9 protein-coding genes are annotated in these 18,230 nt (G+C 42.6%); all 9 read left to right on the forward strand.

Features of this window, described 5'->3' with window-relative positions; genetic code table 11:
- Positions 1-5: 5 nt before the first annotated feature.
- The 9 genes from ACYVM0_RS02285 (at position 6) to ACYVM0_RS02325 (ending at position 18,217) form a co-directional block, all read left to right on the forward strand.
- A complete protein-coding gene (locus ACYVM0_RS02285) occupies positions 6-3,896 on the forward strand; it encodes a hypothetical protein (protein WP_460551845.1) in 3,891 nt (1,296 codons plus the stop codon).
- Positions 3,893-6,337 carry a hypothetical protein gene (locus ACYVM0_RS02290; protein WP_460551848.1) on the forward strand — a complete coding sequence of 815 codons (2,445 nt, stop codon included), beginning with the start codon at positions 3,893-3,895 and terminating at the stop codon, positions 6,335-6,337. Before ACYVM0_RS02285 ends, ACYVM0_RS02290 begins: the two co-directional genes overlap by 4 nt.
- Entirely contained in the window at positions 6,334-10,509 is a 4,176-nt protein-coding gene (locus ACYVM0_RS02295; RefSeq protein WP_460551851.1) for a contractile injection system tape measure protein, read from the forward strand. Before ACYVM0_RS02290 ends, ACYVM0_RS02295 begins: the two co-directional genes overlap by 4 nt.
- A 138-nt stretch (positions 10,510-10,647) precedes the next feature.
- A complete protein-coding gene (locus ACYVM0_RS02300) occupies positions 10,648-12,801 on the forward strand; it encodes a hypothetical protein (protein ID WP_460551854.1) in 2,154 nt (717 codons plus the stop codon).
- Positions 12,798-14,003 carry a hypothetical protein gene (locus ACYVM0_RS02305; protein ID WP_460551857.1) on the forward strand — a complete coding sequence of 402 codons (1,206 nt, stop codon included), beginning with the start codon at positions 12,798-12,800 and terminating at the stop codon, positions 14,001-14,003. Before ACYVM0_RS02300 ends, ACYVM0_RS02305 begins: the two co-directional genes overlap by 4 nt.
- A gap of 68 nt (positions 14,004-14,071) precedes the next feature.
- Positions 14,072-14,992: a hypothetical protein gene (locus ACYVM0_RS02310; protein ID WP_460551860.1), complete on the forward strand. Its 921-nt coding sequence runs from the start codon at positions 14,072-14,074 to the stop codon at positions 14,990-14,992.
- Positions 14,993-15,029: 37 nt separating this feature from the next.
- Positions 15,030-16,397, forward strand: coding sequence for an ATP-binding protein (locus tag ACYVM0_RS02315; protein WP_460551864.1), 1,368 nt, complete (start codon positions 15,030-15,032; stop codon positions 16,395-16,397).
- On the forward strand, positions 16,390-16,980 hold the full coding sequence (locus ACYVM0_RS02320) for a hypothetical protein (protein WP_460551867.1): 591 nt from the start codon (positions 16,390-16,392) through the stop codon (positions 16,978-16,980). Before ACYVM0_RS02315 ends, ACYVM0_RS02320 begins: the two co-directional genes overlap by 8 nt.
- A complete protein-coding gene (locus ACYVM0_RS02325; RefSeq protein ID WP_460551870.1) occupies positions 16,973-18,217 on the forward strand; it encodes a hypothetical protein in 1,245 nt (414 codons plus the stop codon). Before ACYVM0_RS02320 ends, ACYVM0_RS02325 begins: the two co-directional genes overlap by 8 nt.
- Positions 18,218-18,230 lie beyond the last annotated feature (13 nt).

The raw sequence follows: 18,230 nt of genomic DNA on the forward strand, positions 1-18,230 counted from the left end.
TGAATATGATCAGTCAACACAACGCAATGCAATCATTAAACGAGGCCCTTGTTCCGGGCCCCGGCATGATTGACGGACGCACTGAAAGTGACTGGTTATGGTTTTTGGCTGAATTTGCCGGCAGTATAAATTTTTACGATCAAAACAATCTTATCCGGGGCAACTGGAAACCATTCCTGTTAAAAGACCCTGTCTTTTTGCTAGCTCATATTTCTAAAACACCTTACAGTTACTACTATACGCTATATAAAGAAACCTGTCTTAAAATTGAACGCCCTGTTTTTGCTGAAAGAAGCACCGCGTTGAAATTTAAAATAATCGAACAGTTTTTTGTACGGTTCAATGAAGTGCTGGAACAGGTGGCATGCTGGACGCATTTTATGCAGCTTACCGGGGAAGAGTATGAACTCAGGTGGTATGTTACCGGCCTGGTTAAAACATCATTCAGCCCTTATTACTGGGCATTTAAAGCTTTACGTGAAAGACTGCTGTTTGTTACGGGGCAACGGGAAATTTATAGTCAGCCTGTGGTAAGCGAATATTTTGACAATGCACTCTGGCTGCAGCATCGTGGCAACGGCACTTTTAAAGATGTACTTGGCTTTGATAAGGATCTTAAATTTGCAAATGACGACATTTCAGCCGACAAATGTTACGACGTGTTGCAGGTTGCAGGCAATAACCTGTTCAATTTCTTCAACACCATAATTAAGCATTCCTCCGGTGATTTTTTTAAACAGGCCAATAAGCCAGGTGCTTTTCCTGATACCGTATTGTTAAGAACGTTTGTAAACCTGTTAAAAAATCAGCAGCACCAGCTCAATGGTATTGCAAAAAAACATCTTGATTTTTATTACCGTGATATTTTAAAGCAACACGAATGGCCTGCACAGCCTGATAAAGCTTTTATATGCGCCACGCTGATGAACCCCGGTGCGGTATTGAATCTTGATGCAGGAACTGCTTTTGATGCAGGCCTTGACGGCAATAAAGATCCTGTTGTATTTAATAGTACCGGTAATGTTTGTATAAACCCGGCCGGCATCGTAAGTGTTACAACACTTTCTGTTGCAGCAGATGCAAACAACAAAGAAAAGGGAGAACAGTTAGTACTTACACCAGTTGCAGATACCACCACTTTGCAGTACACCGCAAACGGACAGCTAAAAAGCTGGGAAACTTTTGGCGGCAGTACGTCAACAGGCAGCCGGGTAGTAAGTACGGGAATGGCACTGGCATCACCCATGCTCTATCTTACAGAAGGAAACCGAAAGGTTACCATAAAGTTTGTATTGTCACCGCTAAGTGATGAAAAGCTGGAAAATTTTACCGCACTGCTGAAAGCCTCAGCAATGTATTTAAGCACCGCCAGCGGCTGGCTGCGTTTATCGGGTAAGCAACTGGAGATATATTCTATAAGTATATCATCATTAAATTACGCAGTGGTCATCAATATCTGTCTAGATCATCAACAACCTGCCATACAGGCCTTTTCGGTTAACCCTGATGGTTACAACTGCCTCTGGCCGTTATTTAAAATAGTGTTTGATCAAATTCCCGGTACAGGCATTGCCCCTTTAATAGAAACAATAGACATTGATGTGGACGTTAACTGCATCAGCAATTTTTTATTGTATAACGATAGCGGGGCGCTTGCCACCAAAACGCCATATCCCGCTTTCGGGTCAACCCCAATGCGCAACAGCAATTTTATTATCGGGCACAGCGAAATATTCAGTAAGCCTTTTAATTCCTTTACCCTTAAATTGAACTGGGATAACCTGCCCGAAAACTTCCAGGCATATTATCATTCCTATAACAAGTATTTATATGTAAAATACCCGCAGCCTTTGGCGCCTGTTGTATCGGAAAAGTCTCCCGATGAACAAAATAAAAATGCCGGAGGTGGTAAAAATTTTTGGCAAAAATTATTGGCCGCCTTGCTCTGGATCATCACAGCACCTTGGAAGTTGTTAGTCTTTTTATATGGGGTGATAAAAAAAATATTCACGAAAATAATACAGGAGATTGAAGCGGAAATGTCTGGCTGTCTTCCATTTAACAACAGCGTTTTTATCACCAATTTTCAGTTGCTGCAGGATACCCGGTGGCAGGCTTTTGCCATGAAGTCGCCGGAAGAATATGCAGTGCTTGATTCCCCTTGCCAGCAAAAAGATATATCCGGAATACAGGTATCGCCCAGCCGGTTACCCAATTCGTGTATACCTGGTAGTTGTGTTCCGGCTGATAGTAACGGACAGTTTTTGTTCCGCGTAAAAAATCCAATAGCACCGTTCGGATGTGAATTGGCTGCCGCAAGTTATTTTGCCATCACACCGGATGCAATGCCTGCCTTTACACCTGATCCGTCTATCCAGCTTTCGCCGCTTTCATTTGCAGATGCCAGTACTTCTGGGTTTATGAAAATGACACTTACCGGGCCGGACCTTGGTTTTGGTTCATCTGTATATGCCCAGGTGGTAGCCAATATTGCCCTGCTGAACGGGCTTGCAATTATTAAAGCTGCAAATGATAACTCAAAGCCGGATCTGATTCCGCAAGCTAACCTGCCCTTTGTGCCTAACCTGCGCACACTTGTGGGCGGGTACAAGGCTTCTTATAGTTATAAACTGGCTTCAAAATCCGGTAGCTACCCGCTGCAGGTTTTTTTATATTCACCTTTCAATACTTATTTAACATACAACAATGCACAAAAACTGCCGGCCGGTATTCCGGTGCAGTGTATTCCTTTCTTCCCTTCATTCAACTATCGCGGCGCTTTGTTTATAGAACTGGCAAACCTTGTAACAGGCAATACGCTTAACCTGTATTTTCAGATGACAAGGCGGCTTGGTATATACGCTACAGGGAAAAAGATATTTTATTGTTACCTCTCTGTAAAAGGATGGCGGCCGCTAACGTTGTTGAGGGACGGTACCAATAATTTTTCCTGTTCCGGGATAATTGAATTTGATATTCCGGCTGATATAGACAGCTATAGTCCTTTAATGAAGGGCAATAATTACTGGATATCCATTGCCGTAAAAAACGAACCATCATTGTATTCTGAAACGGTTTACCTCAATACCAACGGCATAGAAGTGATCCGTTCCGGTACATCCTATTTAACAGATCAGCAGGCACCATATATTAAAGCCAATACCATTGTAAAACCATTTTATCCTGTTCCTTCAATCGCCACCATAACACAACCGTTTGATTCATTTGGAGGAAAAGCGGCTGAAAATGCTGTAAGCATGAATGCCAGGGTCAGCAACAGGATAAAGACAAAAGACAGGGCCATTACCCCCGGCGATTACTTCAGCATCATCAACCGGAAATTCAACTATATTTTTTATGCTAAAATATATACTCCCCGCCGGGATAAAATAATTGTATTGCTTGTAAAAAGAGCAGCCGGGTATTTTGCACCCAATGCTTTTTTGCCTTTTGTTACCGAATGTGAAGAAATTGAAATAAAAGATTACCTCGCTGCAAAAGCATCACCGTTTGCCAGGCCGGGTACTGCCAATTTTGAGCCCGAATATGTGAAAGTGACAATAACGGTTGTACTAAAAAAGAACTATCAAAAGGCACTGGTGGAGCAGGATATCGATATGGCGCTGAATATCTACTTATCACCATGGATCGACAGTGATCAAAAACAGGCTACCATTGACCAGGGTATTTCGGATTCGGGTGTGGCGGACTGCATCAGGGAGGTGGAAGGTGTGGAGGCGGTAAGTGAAGTGAGATTCACCACATGGATTTTTGATAAAAACTCGAAGGCGAAAAAAGGTATGCAAAAAGATGAAACAGTTATTGCTCCATCATCGCCGGCGCACTTATTTGTACCATCATTACAAAATAATATTATCTGGAAAATAGCAGTATGAGCGAAAGTCTATACATATCAGATACGGCATTGCCCGTTAACCAGGATTTCAGGGCGCTGAAAAATGAAGGGCTTGCTTTGATACAGCAATACGGTAGCAGCAAATGGACCAATCTTAATCCCGGCGATCCTGGTGTAACCATACTGGATCAATTGTGTTATGCCCTTACCGAATTAGGCTATTGTAATGATTTTGATATTAAAGATATACTCACTGGCCCCAACGGTAAATTGGAAACCGCCAACCAGTTTTTTCTGCCGCAGCAAATATTGACCACTTCGCCGGTAACCATTGATGATTACTGTAAATACCTGATCGATGGTATAACCGGTATTGACAATGTAGTTATTGAACCAGTATCCGTTGCTGAGTTTTTTAACATTCCTGCATACAAAGTTTACCTGCATATCAATTCCAAAGACCGGATGAATAGTACAGCTATTTGCAATGCTGCATTTTTCTATCTCAATCAAAGCCGCAATATTGGTGAATTATTCCTCTTTCCTGAAGCGCTTACGCCAGTTGAGTTTGGCATCAGCGGTAATATTGAAATTGAAAGAGATGCAGATGAATATACCGTACTGCAACAGGTAACAGAAAAAATAAATAATTACATCTTTCCAAAAGTAATGCCGGCCGGTTATTATTCATTATCCGCTACCGATGCTGATACAGATAAAACATGGAACGGACCATTGCTTAATAATGGTTATATACTAACGGAAGCATTGGGCACAAAAAAGGATCATATCAGGGCAATTGACATGGCGCCATTGGTGATGCAGGTGGCAGGTGTAACCGCGGTAAACCAGTTATCGTTCTTTATTTTGCCCTACGTTATATTGCAGGAGCTGCGTTGTGCCAAACAGGAAATACTAACGCTGAATGCAGTGCGATCTGCAACGGGCAACCAGCCACTACAGGTTAAAAAAGGCGGGCATGCTATAACCCTGAGGGCAGAAGAGATGATATTTTCGCCGGCTCCCGGCAATGCGGTTTCAGACATCAATTTAGTATATGGCAAAGCGTTACAGGCAACAGCTCCTGCAGGTGCATTCAGGGATATTAACACTTACTATTCTGTACAAAATACTTTTCCGGCCATCTTTGCCACAGGCCCGGATGGTACAGCACCGGATGCTTCTACTTTCCAGGTGGCGCAGGCAAGGCAGTTAAAAGGGTATCTTACCTTATTTGACCAGGTGCTGGCCAACCAGTTTTCGCAGCTGGCCAATATCAGCAGGTTGTTTTCATTTAAAAATGCTCTCACCGGTGCGCCGTCGGACTTTGCTGCATTAATGAACATGAAAAGCCCTTATGAACGTGAACATGAAACCATACCGGTTCCTTACATGTCGTTTGCACCCACTTACTTTTATCAATCACTGTATAGTGTGCCAGGCATTAAACCCTTACTTAAAAATAACGATGCTTTTAACTATAGCTATAGCGAAGAAACTAAAAGTGAAGCGGAGTATCATTCCTGGAAAGCATATACCCAAGATCCCTACAACGCTTACATGAGCAGCCTCATGCGGCTGATGCAAAATGCAGATACCGACCTGGAACGCCGCAACAATATACTCGATCATTTACTGGCAAGGCATGGCGAGTCGCCATTGGTAATTGATACGTACATCTGCGATTCTGTTTATTCGGGAAATGCCTTAAAAGACAAAGTGATCATCAAAAGCCTCTTTCTTCAGAACTATGCATTGTTGTCTTATAACAGGCAGAAGTCCTGTAATTTTTTAAGCGCAGATAAATTAAGCGGTTGGAGAGAAGAAACCAACCCTGAAAGTCATCAAATAAACAACGGGTATGATGAGCTGTTGTCTGAAGGCAATACCATCGATTTTATTTTTAATTCCGGTAAGATCAACGAAGCAGAAAAAATATCTCCTGCAGATATCGTGAATTATGCTGCTGTTGAATTAAAGTTATCGCTGTTGTTTGCTTTAAAAATACGGTACCAGGAATTTATACTACAAAATTTTGAAAAAGCAAAATCCGATGTGTCTACTGATAATGAACTGCGGCAGGCCCGCTGGCTGATTACACAAATGCGTGGTTGCATCATGATAGAAACAGCCTTGCTGATTTCCTGCCTGCAACAGAACAATAGGGTGAAAGAGGGATGGGTATCTGACACAGATATTGTTTTTGTTTTTCCTGGTTTTATTCCGCTTTTAAACAAAGATGAACTAAAGATAAAATCGGCTATGGATGTTTTTCTGCAAACAGAACTACCTGCAACACGAACTTATCGCCATTGCTACTGTAACCAGCAGGTACTAGGTGAAGTGATTGATGCATTTGTGCTGTGGCATAATTGCATGCGGTATCATGCGGCAGATACCGTTGCCGAAACCCTGCTGCAAAATGCTACGGTTGAACTCATCTCAATTTTAAATCAAATTCAGCCATTCGGGTCAAAATGAAGAACAGCAATACACATATCATCTCAACTATTGGCTGGAATACTTCTTTTGATAGTAAGACGGAAGCTGTTGCATTGCAGGAAAAACTTAGTGCATGGAGCAAGTTTCAGCTGCCGCGGCATATCAGCAGAGTGTTTGATAGTATTTGCCCGCCGGATCAAACCTGGATCATTAACCGGCTGGAAATAGACCTGGAACAAATAGACTATCACGACCTTGAGGATATGCTGGCGCAAAGGCTCACCGAAAAACTCCGGGAGAAAATGAGGGACATCGCATTTAAATCAGGTAGTGCTGCCAGCAATAATGAATTGAAAATTATTGAACGCAATTCAACGGGCTTCCAACTGGTAACCGGTTTCCTGCTGACCGGGTTTATGCAATGGAACTACGACAGAGATATGGGGTCAGTTGACCAGTTGTTACAGTTTCAATTATTGCACAACAGGCAAAATACCATTGCCATAATTAAAGAACTGGGCGCAGCAGACAGAAATGTGCGAAAGAGGATCGCCTGGCAGGTAAGCGAACCTGTTATACAGGATATTGTTGAAGGGCTTGAACCTGGCAACCATTGGGAGATATTTAGATTCACCCGGCAACTTACACAACTGCAGGTACAGACGAATATTGTAAAAACCAATGCGGCTGGTTTTTCACGTAACCTGTGGCTATGGGTGCTGGATTACCTGCTGGAAGAACGCGGCTCTTTTTTTAACCGCCAGGCTTTTATTAAAAGTAATCTCAGGCAAATGGCTGCCCATTACAATATCGGTTACAACGCACTGTTGAAACTGGTTGAGCAGGCGATTGAACTGGCTACAGCAAAAGCTAATGTAAAGAGCGATTTTATTTCAGTCCTGAAAAGTATTGCTGAAGAAAACAAAATACATGATAATCAATCGATAAAAAACGCTGCAGATACCCGGGCTGTATTAACAGGAATGTTCAATGATCCTGTAGTAAGAAAAACAAGTGCAGGTAAAAAAATATTCAATGAAATGCTGGTTCGGTATTGCCATGAATATCGTTCAGGATTTTTATCGCTGGTGGAATCTGTACAACATAAAGACCAGGTATGGGCTGCTGTTGAAAAAGATCTTACGAATACTTCAATGGAAGTTTTGCTGGCATCGTTGATCCCTGCGAGGGCAGCAGAGTTAACGCAGGTAGTACATTTTTTGCATAAGACTGCAGCTATGCACAATCGCACGGTGAATATTAAAATGTTATGGAAATCAGGTTTGCAGTTCATCCGTAAGCAGGGGAATGCCGCATTTACAACAGCAGCATTTATTCATCATTGTATTACAGGTATCAGCATTGCGACAGCTACCAATGCTGCACAATGGTATGCAATGCTTGCTTTTTCAGGGATGCCTACGTCAATGCATACGCCGGTATCAATTGAACTGTATGAAAAGCTGAGTGACGCCGGATTTGCTGCACTTAAGTCATTGGATGGGAGTGCCGCTGAATGGCAACTCCGCAACATGCTTGAACATTTTACTCATTCGTCGGCTGCGTTGGTAAAACACAAAACGTTTGAATGCCTAAAAAATATGTTGCACCGCAGTTTTCGTTTTAATCCCGGCTTGCTCCTGAACACACTGTCGGCATGTGAAAATAAAGCGTTGATGAATAAAATAATTCTGCACGGTTTAAATGACAACGAAATAAGAATATTATTGGAAAAAGCGGGGCAGGAAAAAGGCTTCCTGGTGTTATCCTTTGCCGCAATGCTTGAGAAAGCAGTAGCAAATGGCAATGCCCGTTTTACCCGGCAGTTTACAAAAGAAAAACTGCAACAGCAGGGTTTAAGGATCATCCTGCTCTACCCACGGCTTTCAGTAAAGCAAACATTTCGCCGGCTTATCAGAGAAAGTGGTGTACAATGTTCTGCCGATGAGCTTTTAGTAGTGGAACAAATAATACATGGCACGGGGGAAAGCCATGAAATTGCCGGTGGATCTTTTAGAACAAATACCGGTTTTAACGATGCTGCAGTACTGCGTTTGATCAGCCTCAGGGCCGATGCACAGCCATATCTTACACAATACCTGTTGCAACATTTTAACGAAACCGGCTGCCGCAATTTCAGGGGCGCCAATAACGAAGGCAGCCGTAAAGTATTGGATTACCTCCTTAAGGACGGCAATGCATTAATGCTGTTGCTGGTAAAAAAATACACTGCATTGCTGCAATATGAAGGTATAAATGACCAGGCTGCAACAAGGCAGCAACTGCATGAATTGTACTGGCAGGTGCTGCTGCATGCTGCGCCGGGTAGCTGCAATAAAGAACAGGTAAGGCTTGCGTTTGCGCTTGCTTTTGTTGCCCGGTTTCCATTGCGGCATAAAAGATTGCTGGAGCGAATGAATGCTGTAATTATTTCGGGTAGTCCACAGCGTTTTAAACCGGGTAATAGTTTAAGTATTGCGGCTGATGATTTGAGTGCAATAATCGAAGCCGGAATAAAGAACGGCAGTACGATGGTAGAATACCATGGAAAAAAGATTGAGCTGGCCACACTTATAGCCATTGCATTAAAGACAGATCAAGGGTTGCTGCGCAAAATAATACGGCGCAATGGCAGCTTGCGGCAAATAGCTAATATCATCCGGCCTTTACTGTCGTTTGAACAATTCAGTTTTTTGATAATACAGGATTTGCCTGGAGAAAGTAACAGTGCAATACGTGAATTGAGAATATTTTATCAACTTGTTGCAGCACTCTTTCCTGGTACAATAAATACAGCATTAGCGGATTATTGCTGGACGGTAGCATTGCATATTGTAAATGGCAGATCAGTTTCAGTAACGCACATTAAAAAAATGGCAGCCGGCACTTTTGCCAGGTTAGCGCTCCGGCATGCGGTTAAAGCAACAGATGTTGCGGAGCAAATCAGGAATATGGATATACCTGATGGTTCAGCAATGTACGGGGTATTAACAACAGCAATGCCCGGTCTTACTACAGTATTGAATGCAAAAGAAATCGCAGCTCCTTCATACATTTTAAGAGAGATGGACCGCAAAGGAATTATTAATGAATTATTCTCGTTCCTGTTGGTAAACAAACAAGTGCCGTTTTGGTTAAAGTACAATAATTCGCTTTCAGAAAAGGAATTAATCAGGGAGATCGTACTGCATTATCCCGGCAATGCCCTGCTGGTGATGCGTAAGCATGATATTACAACCGCACAAACAGAGTGGCTGAGCCAAACGCTAAATTTTAATGTATTTACACAAGCCATCTGCAAATATGAAAATGAAAAACAGTCACAGCTTAACATTCTAAAAGAATTTTATTGGGCATTGGGTAAAATAAATCTTCCGGGGATAACATCAGCACAGTTGCAGCAGCTACTTTTTAAAAAGATCATCAACGCCTGGAATAGCAATAACTGGAAAATAATTTCTACCGGAAATATCTGGAATGAACTAATGTGGGAATTGCAGTTGCACCATGGCATGTCAACAAATAATTTCATTGACGGTATAAGTAAGGCATCGGCGTTGTTGCCTGCTTCATTACAAATTACTTTTAAGTTTTTAGAAAGCCGGTACCGTAACCCTCTAAAAAATATAATGATGAAAAATGAAATGTCTCAGCAAAAGAATACCAGCACAAGGCTGGCAACACCTGGCTTTACAGGAAAAGCAGGAGAGGGTATCCCGGTAAAAAATGCCGGTATCGTTTTACTCAATAGTTATCTGCCAATCTTGTTTGACCGCTTACAACTTATTGAAAACAGCCAATTCAAAAACACCGAAGGCCAGGCTAGCGCAGTGCATTATGTGCAATATATTATTACAGGCCTTACACAAACGGAAGAATATTTGCTTCCGTTGAATAAATTATTGTGTGGCCTGCCTTTATCAACTCCTGTTAAAAACGGTATTGAAATTACTGAAGCAGATAAAGCACTCATCAACGGGCTTGTTCAGGCGGCCATTAATTACTGGCCCGCTATTGGGCAAAACTCTGTAGCAGGTTTCAGGGGAAACTGGCTGGTACGGGATGGGCTGTTGGTTGAACTGGAAGACAAATGGCAATTGACAATAGAAAAACGGGCCTATGATATATTGCTTAATAAGTCGCCGTTTTCTTTTTCCATTATAAAATATCCGTGGATGAAAAAGCCACTGCATGTAACATGGCCTTATTAAAAACAATAAAAATAATAGGATATGAATATCATAAAACCGGTACAGCATTTAGACAGCAGTTAACTGTTGTTGCATACGGCACTAAAAAATAAACTGCTAACTGAATTGCAGTAATTCAAAAAATTAAAACAAATCAATATGAATACATATAATGACAACCTGCATTCCAATGTGGTAGCTTCTTTAAACAACCAGGAACTGGAATTGAAAAATGTAAAAGCGGAACTGGATACGTCCATCTTTTCGCTGTATTATGCCGAAGGAAAAAGAATAACTGCGGCAGAGAACCTGGAAAAATCCGGCAAGCGGTATTCCAATTATAAAAAGATATACGATACTGCTGTTATCGATCATAACCTTTCAGTAAATGTTTTGGCTGCAGCGAATGATTTTAAACAACATGGTTTGCTGGCAACAAGTAATATGGCTGTTGCTGCGGCTAATGTGGAAATTGCCAAAAATGCGATAGTACGACTGGCAGGCACCATGGGTGGTATTTTCAATATCCTTAGTGCAGCTGATTACGGATCGGATATTTATGAGCAAAGCGTGACAGCCAACAACCTGATGAAAGATACAGCCTATGATGCAGAAGATGCTTCCAATGTGGCTATGCAGGCTTCATCATTAATGGCCGAAGTATCAGCTTCCACTGTGGCTGCTGATGCTAAAACTACTGATGATTCGGTAGCAGGACTTTTAACAGCGCTCACCGGCAATTTCAATGATGCCGCTGCTGAAGTAACACAAAGAAATACGGAATTGTCTGTTGCAAGCGACCAGGAAAAAGCTGCCGAAGGAGAAGTGGAATACATTAATGCCGATTACTATGCTGCACAATCGGCTTATAACCTCACCAATAATGAGCTGAATTTAAATTTAAGCGTTGCAGTAAAAGATGAATTAAGTTATACCGTTTCATTTGATGCCTACAAAAGCGCTTACATCATTGATGATACCAATAAACCATTGCCTCCCGGTTACCCGGTTAAGGATTATTACATCATGGTGGTTAAAAACAGGGCGCAGTCTACTTTTGGGCTGGCTGATGCAGAAGCGATCAAATTGCGTAACAATCGTCAGTTTATTAAAATAAATGCTAACCAGGCTGGTGATAAGATCACTAAAGATATTTTGATCACTGCTATTAAGGATTCGGATGATCAGCCATTGGTATTGGGTACCTCTTATGTAATATTTGTAATGGCGGTATTGTGTGATGAATACAAAACAGTGATCAATAATTTCAATAATTATTTAACGGCAGCATCCGCTGAGTTTAAGTTAACAGTTCATTTACATGGCCCTTCTGCAAATCATATTGAAATTAAGGAAGAAGACCAGGATGTTGACAGCGTAGATAAAAAACAAATTGAGATCAAAGAAAAAATACAGGTGCTGGATTTTAAAGTGGCTAAAGATCTTTCTAACCACAAAGTGGAGTATCGTTGCATGTTTTTGCCGGATCAATCCAGCCTGGTAGCAGACTTGCTTACAGAAGCTGGTTTAAGAAAGATTGAAGATGAGGCAGAGAAACTGGCAGACCTTGCAGGTGAGTACATTCCGCAAATAAATGAACTGAAAGCTGCTATCAAGTTGAAGAAAGAGGATAAGCTTCCGCTGGAAGAAAAGCTTGTCCCGCTTTTTAAAGAGGTTAAAGTAATTGAAGACGCCATTGATATGTGGGCGCAAAACTGGGGGCCGGAAAGTGAAAAAGAAATTTTGAAACTGAATATTTTGCTGGATGATGTCCGCAATAAAATAGAAGAACAGGAGGTACAGATCAGGCCGATAGAAAAAGACATTGCAGACCTTAATAAAAAATTACAAATTGTAGAGAAGGAGCAATCGGGTGCAAAGAATAAACTAATGCGGCGAAAGAACCTGCGTCCTGGTTTTTTCTTTAATCTTAAATTGGCCGAACAGGTATCCAGTGCAAATTACATTGTGCCGTTGCCTTCGCAAATTACATCCACGACTTTGACAACCGGCGATAATGATGAAAGTCAGCGGGCTGATAAAAAAGGCAGGTCAAAAAAAGAATCCAAAGAAAATGTAGTAATTGAAGCATTGCAAATAAAGATTCCCATACTGGATAATGTTACTGATAATTTTGGTAACCCGCTTATCAGGGGCAATGCTTATATACCCGTGGTATTAACTTACTCAACAGAAATGGAAGAAATTCTTGACCAGTTCACCAATGATTTATCTGATTTTACAAAAACAAAGTCTTTTGATTACAAAGCATTGCATAAAATTAATTACACCATTAAAAAAATAACAGCATGAAAACAGCATTCAATTTAGCAACACTCCCCGTAAAGCCAAAATACGGCGTTACTGAAAATAAAAAAGCCGAACTGGATTATCTTACCAACCTGGTATTAGATGCACAGCATAAGGTGGAAGAACTACAGGCCATTGTAACAGCATTAACGGCAAAGTCAGCCGATTATGATGCGATGCTGACGTTAGCGACTACTTACCGTGCCACTGCTCTTAACAATAATAATCTGGTTACACAGGTAATTCAAAACGCATTGTCGTTGTTCAGGGACTCTGATATTGCCTTCCTGGAAATGTCTAACGCCGATGCACGTGCGAAAACTTTGGCTACCAAAGTTAAAAACCTGGTGGATAAATTGATCTTCTCGGCACAGCTTATCAATAAACTCACCAACCAGGTGGTAAGGCAAAAATCACTTAACCCGCTGATATCAGATGAATTGGTGGAGCTGACCAGCACAGCGGGCACCGACGCCAACAATGCAGTAGCGCTTACATTACTGGCCCTTAACTCCACTTTTGCCGCACAGGCATCCTGCCTGGAAGCTGAAGCCTGTTCTTCGCTTGAGTTTGAACAAGCTATAGTAATGTATGAAGTGCTTACCAGTGCTGTATTAAATGCGGAGAATAAATTAAACCTGCTGAATGGAAGGGAAGTGACGTTTATGGCCGATCCTGACCGTCCATGGCTTTTAGAAGTTGAAACGGCAAAGCAGATCTGCACTATGCTCAAGTCTGAAAGTAAAGATACGCTTGAGGGGCAACTGCTCGAAAAAACCATCAACTTTGATGACCTGGCCTACAGGTTGTCTGGTTCAGGAACAAAAATCGGCATTGCAGGTGATTATGAAAGAATTGGGGAGACTGGCTTTTCTATATTGTTGAATACTACCGTGGTGCCGTCGGAAATTAACATAAATGCATACACGAAAGCTAAAGTTGCGGAGCTGGTACTTACCACCAATCCCGAGGATGGCCCCTGGTATATTGTTGAAAGTGAAAACAGCCGGGTGCCCAGCCTGCAAAACCTGCTTGCAAAAGCATTGCAGCAGGCAGACGAAAATTACAATACCGCATTGCGTGCCAAGGCAGAAACCATCGCACAGCTCAGTGTGGCAACGGCAAATCTCAGTACTGCACAGGTTAATCTTAACTCACTGCAGTCTGGTTTAGCGGCAGCCAATGCCGCAGCTTTTGCCGCATAAAAAATAAAAAATTGATCCGTCACGCAATGTAAACACTGCGTGATGGATCTGGTTTTAAAATTTATTTTATGGATACAATCTTCAGGAACTTTTACCGCAACTTTTACATGCGTACAGGAGGTTTCATTCCTTCGGCGCCTTTGAATCAAAACCTTTTGCCCGGTGATTTTTTTCAAATTAAGAACGGCGGTATGATGGTACATGGAAATATTTTTCGTCACAATATCTTTCCTGCCGAAGATGTACAATTCGGGTATGGCATAAAACTTAATCCTGCCGAATGGAGTTTCAGTGATGGTGTTAATAAATCTTACTCGGGCCGTTCCGTTGGTCAGGGGGCCATTGAAAGCAGTTTTGAATTCAGCAAGCAGGTATTGTCATTTGCGCAGCGTGGCAGTTTTCTTTTTAATGGCCATCAGCCCGAATCCATTAAGATCTGCAACTGGAACGATCTGCAGCAGGCACTTATCATCAGGCTTACCACCACGCTGTATTCGTTCAGGGAATTGTATGTGGTTACAGAAAGTGCTTCTGTATCAGACTGGGCCCTGGCAGTTGCCGGTTCGGATAAAGCCGAACTGGAAATTGCCACCGAATCAGAAAACTTCGGGCTGGTGGATATATTCGGCCATCTTGCGGCAAAAACAATTCAGTCTAAAGATATCGAATACCATCACCGGGAAGATAAACGAAAAGCCATTTTCTTTAAAGCAAAAAAACTGGCGATACAGGACGATAAAGCAGAAATATTTATCAACCAGCTCATTTCACGGGCAGAAGGTTACGAGGAGTGGGCAGCCGGATTTTATGATTGTGATCTGCAGATGGATAAAGTGTACACCAGGCACCGGCCACAATACACACGGGAAGGAGTACTCGATATGTTGCAGGCTAACCAGCTGAATCCTAACACCGCACTGCAGTATTTTAAATGGGCCGGTACCAGCATGGACGATATCGAAATGCTGTTTACTGTATATGGCAGTTAAAAAATGATCGCTAGGCAAAATAAAAAACATATTCACGATGGTTGCGCAGGAAAATATCGCCACACTTCACAACGAGATTGACTGGTTGAGCGCCGTTATCAACCAGGTGATAAAGTCCTATTTTCTGCAGGAGGGCCACGAAGAAGACTGGCTGGCTATACCTCCACCTGATTTACCGGATGCAAGTTCTCCTTATGCAAATGCTGTAAAAAAATGGAAACTGACGATGCTGGAAAGGCTGGCACTGGCATTGGCCATGGCGCCACATTTTCGGCCCGAGACATTGGATGTCTTCTTCGGAAAAAACCAGGTTTACGACAGGGGATACACGGAATTTGGCGGTGTGGTGGATAAAAGCCACAGCGGCTTTTTACCCACAGGCCAGACCTTTTGTTTTATTGTAACGGCTGTTTATCCCGAATTACTGCCTGAAGCAATGGAAGTGCTGGCTAAAGAAAGTGTTCTGCGTAAAGAACAGGTGTTAATATACCCTGAAGCTGAACCCGGTATGCCGGTGCTTAATGCTGTAATGGGATTAAACAGTAAATGCTTTCATTATTTTGTTACTGGCAGGGAAGTGGAAGAAGAAAATACGCCTTCCTTTCCTGCACAGAAAATCACTACCAGGCTGGAGTGGGAAGACGTGGTGCTGGACGAAGTGGTGTACGACCAGGTAATGGAAATTAAAACCTGGATAGAATATGGCGATACGCTGATGCAGGATTGGGGGCTGCATAAAAAAATAAAACCCGGTTACCGCTCATTATTTTACGGGCCTCCCGGTACCGGTAAAACGCTTACTGCAACTTTGCTGGGAAAGGTTACCGGCAGGGCTGTATATAAAATAGACCTTTCGCTGCTGGTATCCAAATACATTGGAGAAACAGAAAAAAATCTTTCTAAAATATTCGACATAGCGCAGCATAAGAACTGGATATTGTTTTTTGATGAGGCTGATGCATTGTTTGGTAAACGTACCGAAACCAATTCTTCCAACGACAGGTATGCCAACCAGCAAACGGGTTACCTGCTGCAGCGTATTGAAGACTTTCCGGGCATTGTGATACTGGCATCCAACCTGCGGGCCAATATGGATGAAGCTTTTACCCGCAGGTTTCAGTCGGTCATACATTTTAATATGCCTTCGGCCCCGGAGCGTTTGCAGTTGTGGGAAAATGCTTTTTCCGGCACCTGTAACCTGCATAAGAATATCAACCTGCAAAAAATTGCTGATGATTATGAACTGGCAGGCGGTGCGATAATAAATGTATTGCGCTACTGCAGCCTGTCGGCAATAAGAAGGCAGGATACCGTAGTTACCAAAGAAGAATTGCTGAAGGGTATTCAAAAAGAATTTAAAAAAGAGAATAAAACTATACTGATAAATCACCGGCTTGATGAGTAAGCAAAAAATAAATAAGGAAGACAAAAGTTTGTTACACGAACTTACCGGGCCGGAATATCATAACGACTGGCCGGTACCTGTTTATGAACTGGTCTTCATCATCGGGCCATGGAGAAAAGCGTACACAGCATATCGCTATAAACTGCTTATCTGCAGGGCGCTTAATAAATGCATCGGTCAGTTTGGTTTTACCGTGGTAGGGTACCTGCTTACCAATACCAGACTATGCCTTGTATTGGTAAAGGACACTGGTATATCACTGGAAGAATTGCAAAAATCATTTTATTCAATGGTATATGAAGAACTTAACGCAGAACCAGTGATGACGGATGAAAGTAAAAGCAGCAAGGAAATAGTATACCCGCTATTTAAATATTATCCCATCGTAAATGATTACCTGTCAAAATTAATGACCAACCGGAAAGCAGATCCTGGTTATTATGACCCTGACCTGGCAAGGCTGGAAAAATATATTGCCAACTATAATTTTTGTTCAGCTATCGACTACAGGGGAGCAACAGGCCCGGTTAATGTAACTGTACTGGATTTTAATCCTGTAAGTAAAAAATTACGTCATGATTGAGGGCTTCACAATAAAAAACAAAAAAACAAATACTGCGGTACAGGCTGCGGCCAATAAAAGTGCAGCTAATGGTACAACAATTACGGATAACCGTAGTAGTATTATACCTGCTGTGGAAAATAGCAATGGCATGGTCACAAGGAATAGCAGATCGCAAAACTTGTCATTGCACCATAATTCAATTGTCCCTGTAGCACAACTTACCAAGAGAAAAAAGCGCAGGAACAGTGATGGCGCCTGGACGCCCCGCAATGCCGGCAAAGGCACCGGAAGGGCCGGTGCCGGAAACCAGGACATGAATACAGTCAACAGCTTGTCCTGGCAAAATGTTCTTGGTACAGCTTATTCGGTTGCCGATAATCTTTCACTTGGTGCATTGGGTGATACAGTTGATCTTGGTTCACAAATGCTGGCTACAAATAAAGATGATACCTGGAAAGAGGCTGCATCACGAAGAGCTAAAGCCGCTGGCCGCTGGGGTTTAAGAATGGCCGGGCGGGCAGCAGTTGCTTACATGGGAGGAGCACCGGCAACAGCAGGTGCTATATTGCCCTGGATGGCCGGTAAAGGTTTACCGTGGATGCTGGGGGCTACAGCTGCACGCCATGCATACCCGGCAGTAACAGACAGGATAGCAGCAGGAGTGGCAACTAATGAACCGGAAGACCAGCAAAGTGTGGTTGAAAAATTAACCCGTAGATATTACAGCGTAGTGCACGGAGAAGAAATCAATACATCCGGATGGCAGGACGTTGGGGCAAGCAAAGGTGGCAGCAGGAACAATAATTATGTAATGGACAAAACCTCTGCCAGCGACCAGGCAGGCGGTATCAGGCATAACACCAACAGGCTGATGAGCCGCCAGTGGACACATCTTGTGGGAGACTCTTTAGGCGGTGAGTCGGAACGGGATAATCTTACTGCAGCATCGCATGGGGCCAATATTGCCATGACACCAGGAGAGGAAAGCCTTGCAGAAGCACGCCGGTCAAAACAAAACGCCCAGGTAAAAACAACTGCATTTGAGCGTACAGGCCTTCCCGTGGCAAGGGGTTTAAACTTCCAGGGAAGTGTAGATGGTAAAAGCCGTTTCAATCAAAACATTGATGCCGCCCGTTGGCCGGTGACCAAGGCTGAACAGGCAAGGCTTCGCAGGGCAACCAGCGGAAATTCCTGGTTGCCTAGTGTTGTCGGCGAGCTCATCCCAAGACTTTCCGATTGGTGGGGAAAGAAATAAAAATAAGATAGTT

This window comes from Ferruginibacter profundus, from assembly GCF_054783275.1.

Excerpts from the sequence above, each read along its gene's own strand:
- ACYVM0_RS02300 (WP_460551854.1), top strand. The coding sequence starts at position 10,648 with ATGAATACATATAATGACAACCTGCATTCCAATGTGGTAGCTTCTTTA.
- ACYVM0_RS02295 (WP_460551851.1), top strand. The coding sequence starts at position 6,334 with ATGAAGAACAGCAATACACATATCATCTCAACTATTGGCTGGAATACT.
- ACYVM0_RS02305 (WP_460551857.1), top strand. The coding sequence starts at position 12,798 with ATGAAAACAGCATTCAATTTAGCAACACTCCCCGTAAAGCCAAAATAC.
- ACYVM0_RS02285 (WP_460551845.1), top strand. The coding sequence starts at position 6 with ATGATCAGTCAACACAACGCAATGCAATCATTAAACGAGGCCCTTGTT.
- ACYVM0_RS02325 (WP_460551870.1), top strand. The coding sequence starts at position 16,973 with ATGATTGAGGGCTTCACAATAAAAAACAAAAAAACAAATACTGCGGTA.
- ACYVM0_RS02320 (WP_460551867.1), top strand. The coding sequence starts at position 16,390 with ATGAGTAAGCAAAAAATAAATAAGGAAGACAAAAGTTTGTTACACGAA.
- ACYVM0_RS02290 (WP_460551848.1), top strand. The coding sequence starts at position 3,893 with ATGAGCGAAAGTCTATACATATCAGATACGGCATTGCCCGTTAACCAG.
- ACYVM0_RS02310 (WP_460551860.1), top strand. The coding sequence starts at position 14,072 with ATGGATACAATCTTCAGGAACTTTTACCGCAACTTTTACATGCGTACA.
- ACYVM0_RS02315 (WP_460551864.1), top strand. The coding sequence starts at position 15,030 with ATGGTTGCGCAGGAAAATATCGCCACACTTCACAACGAGATTGACTGG.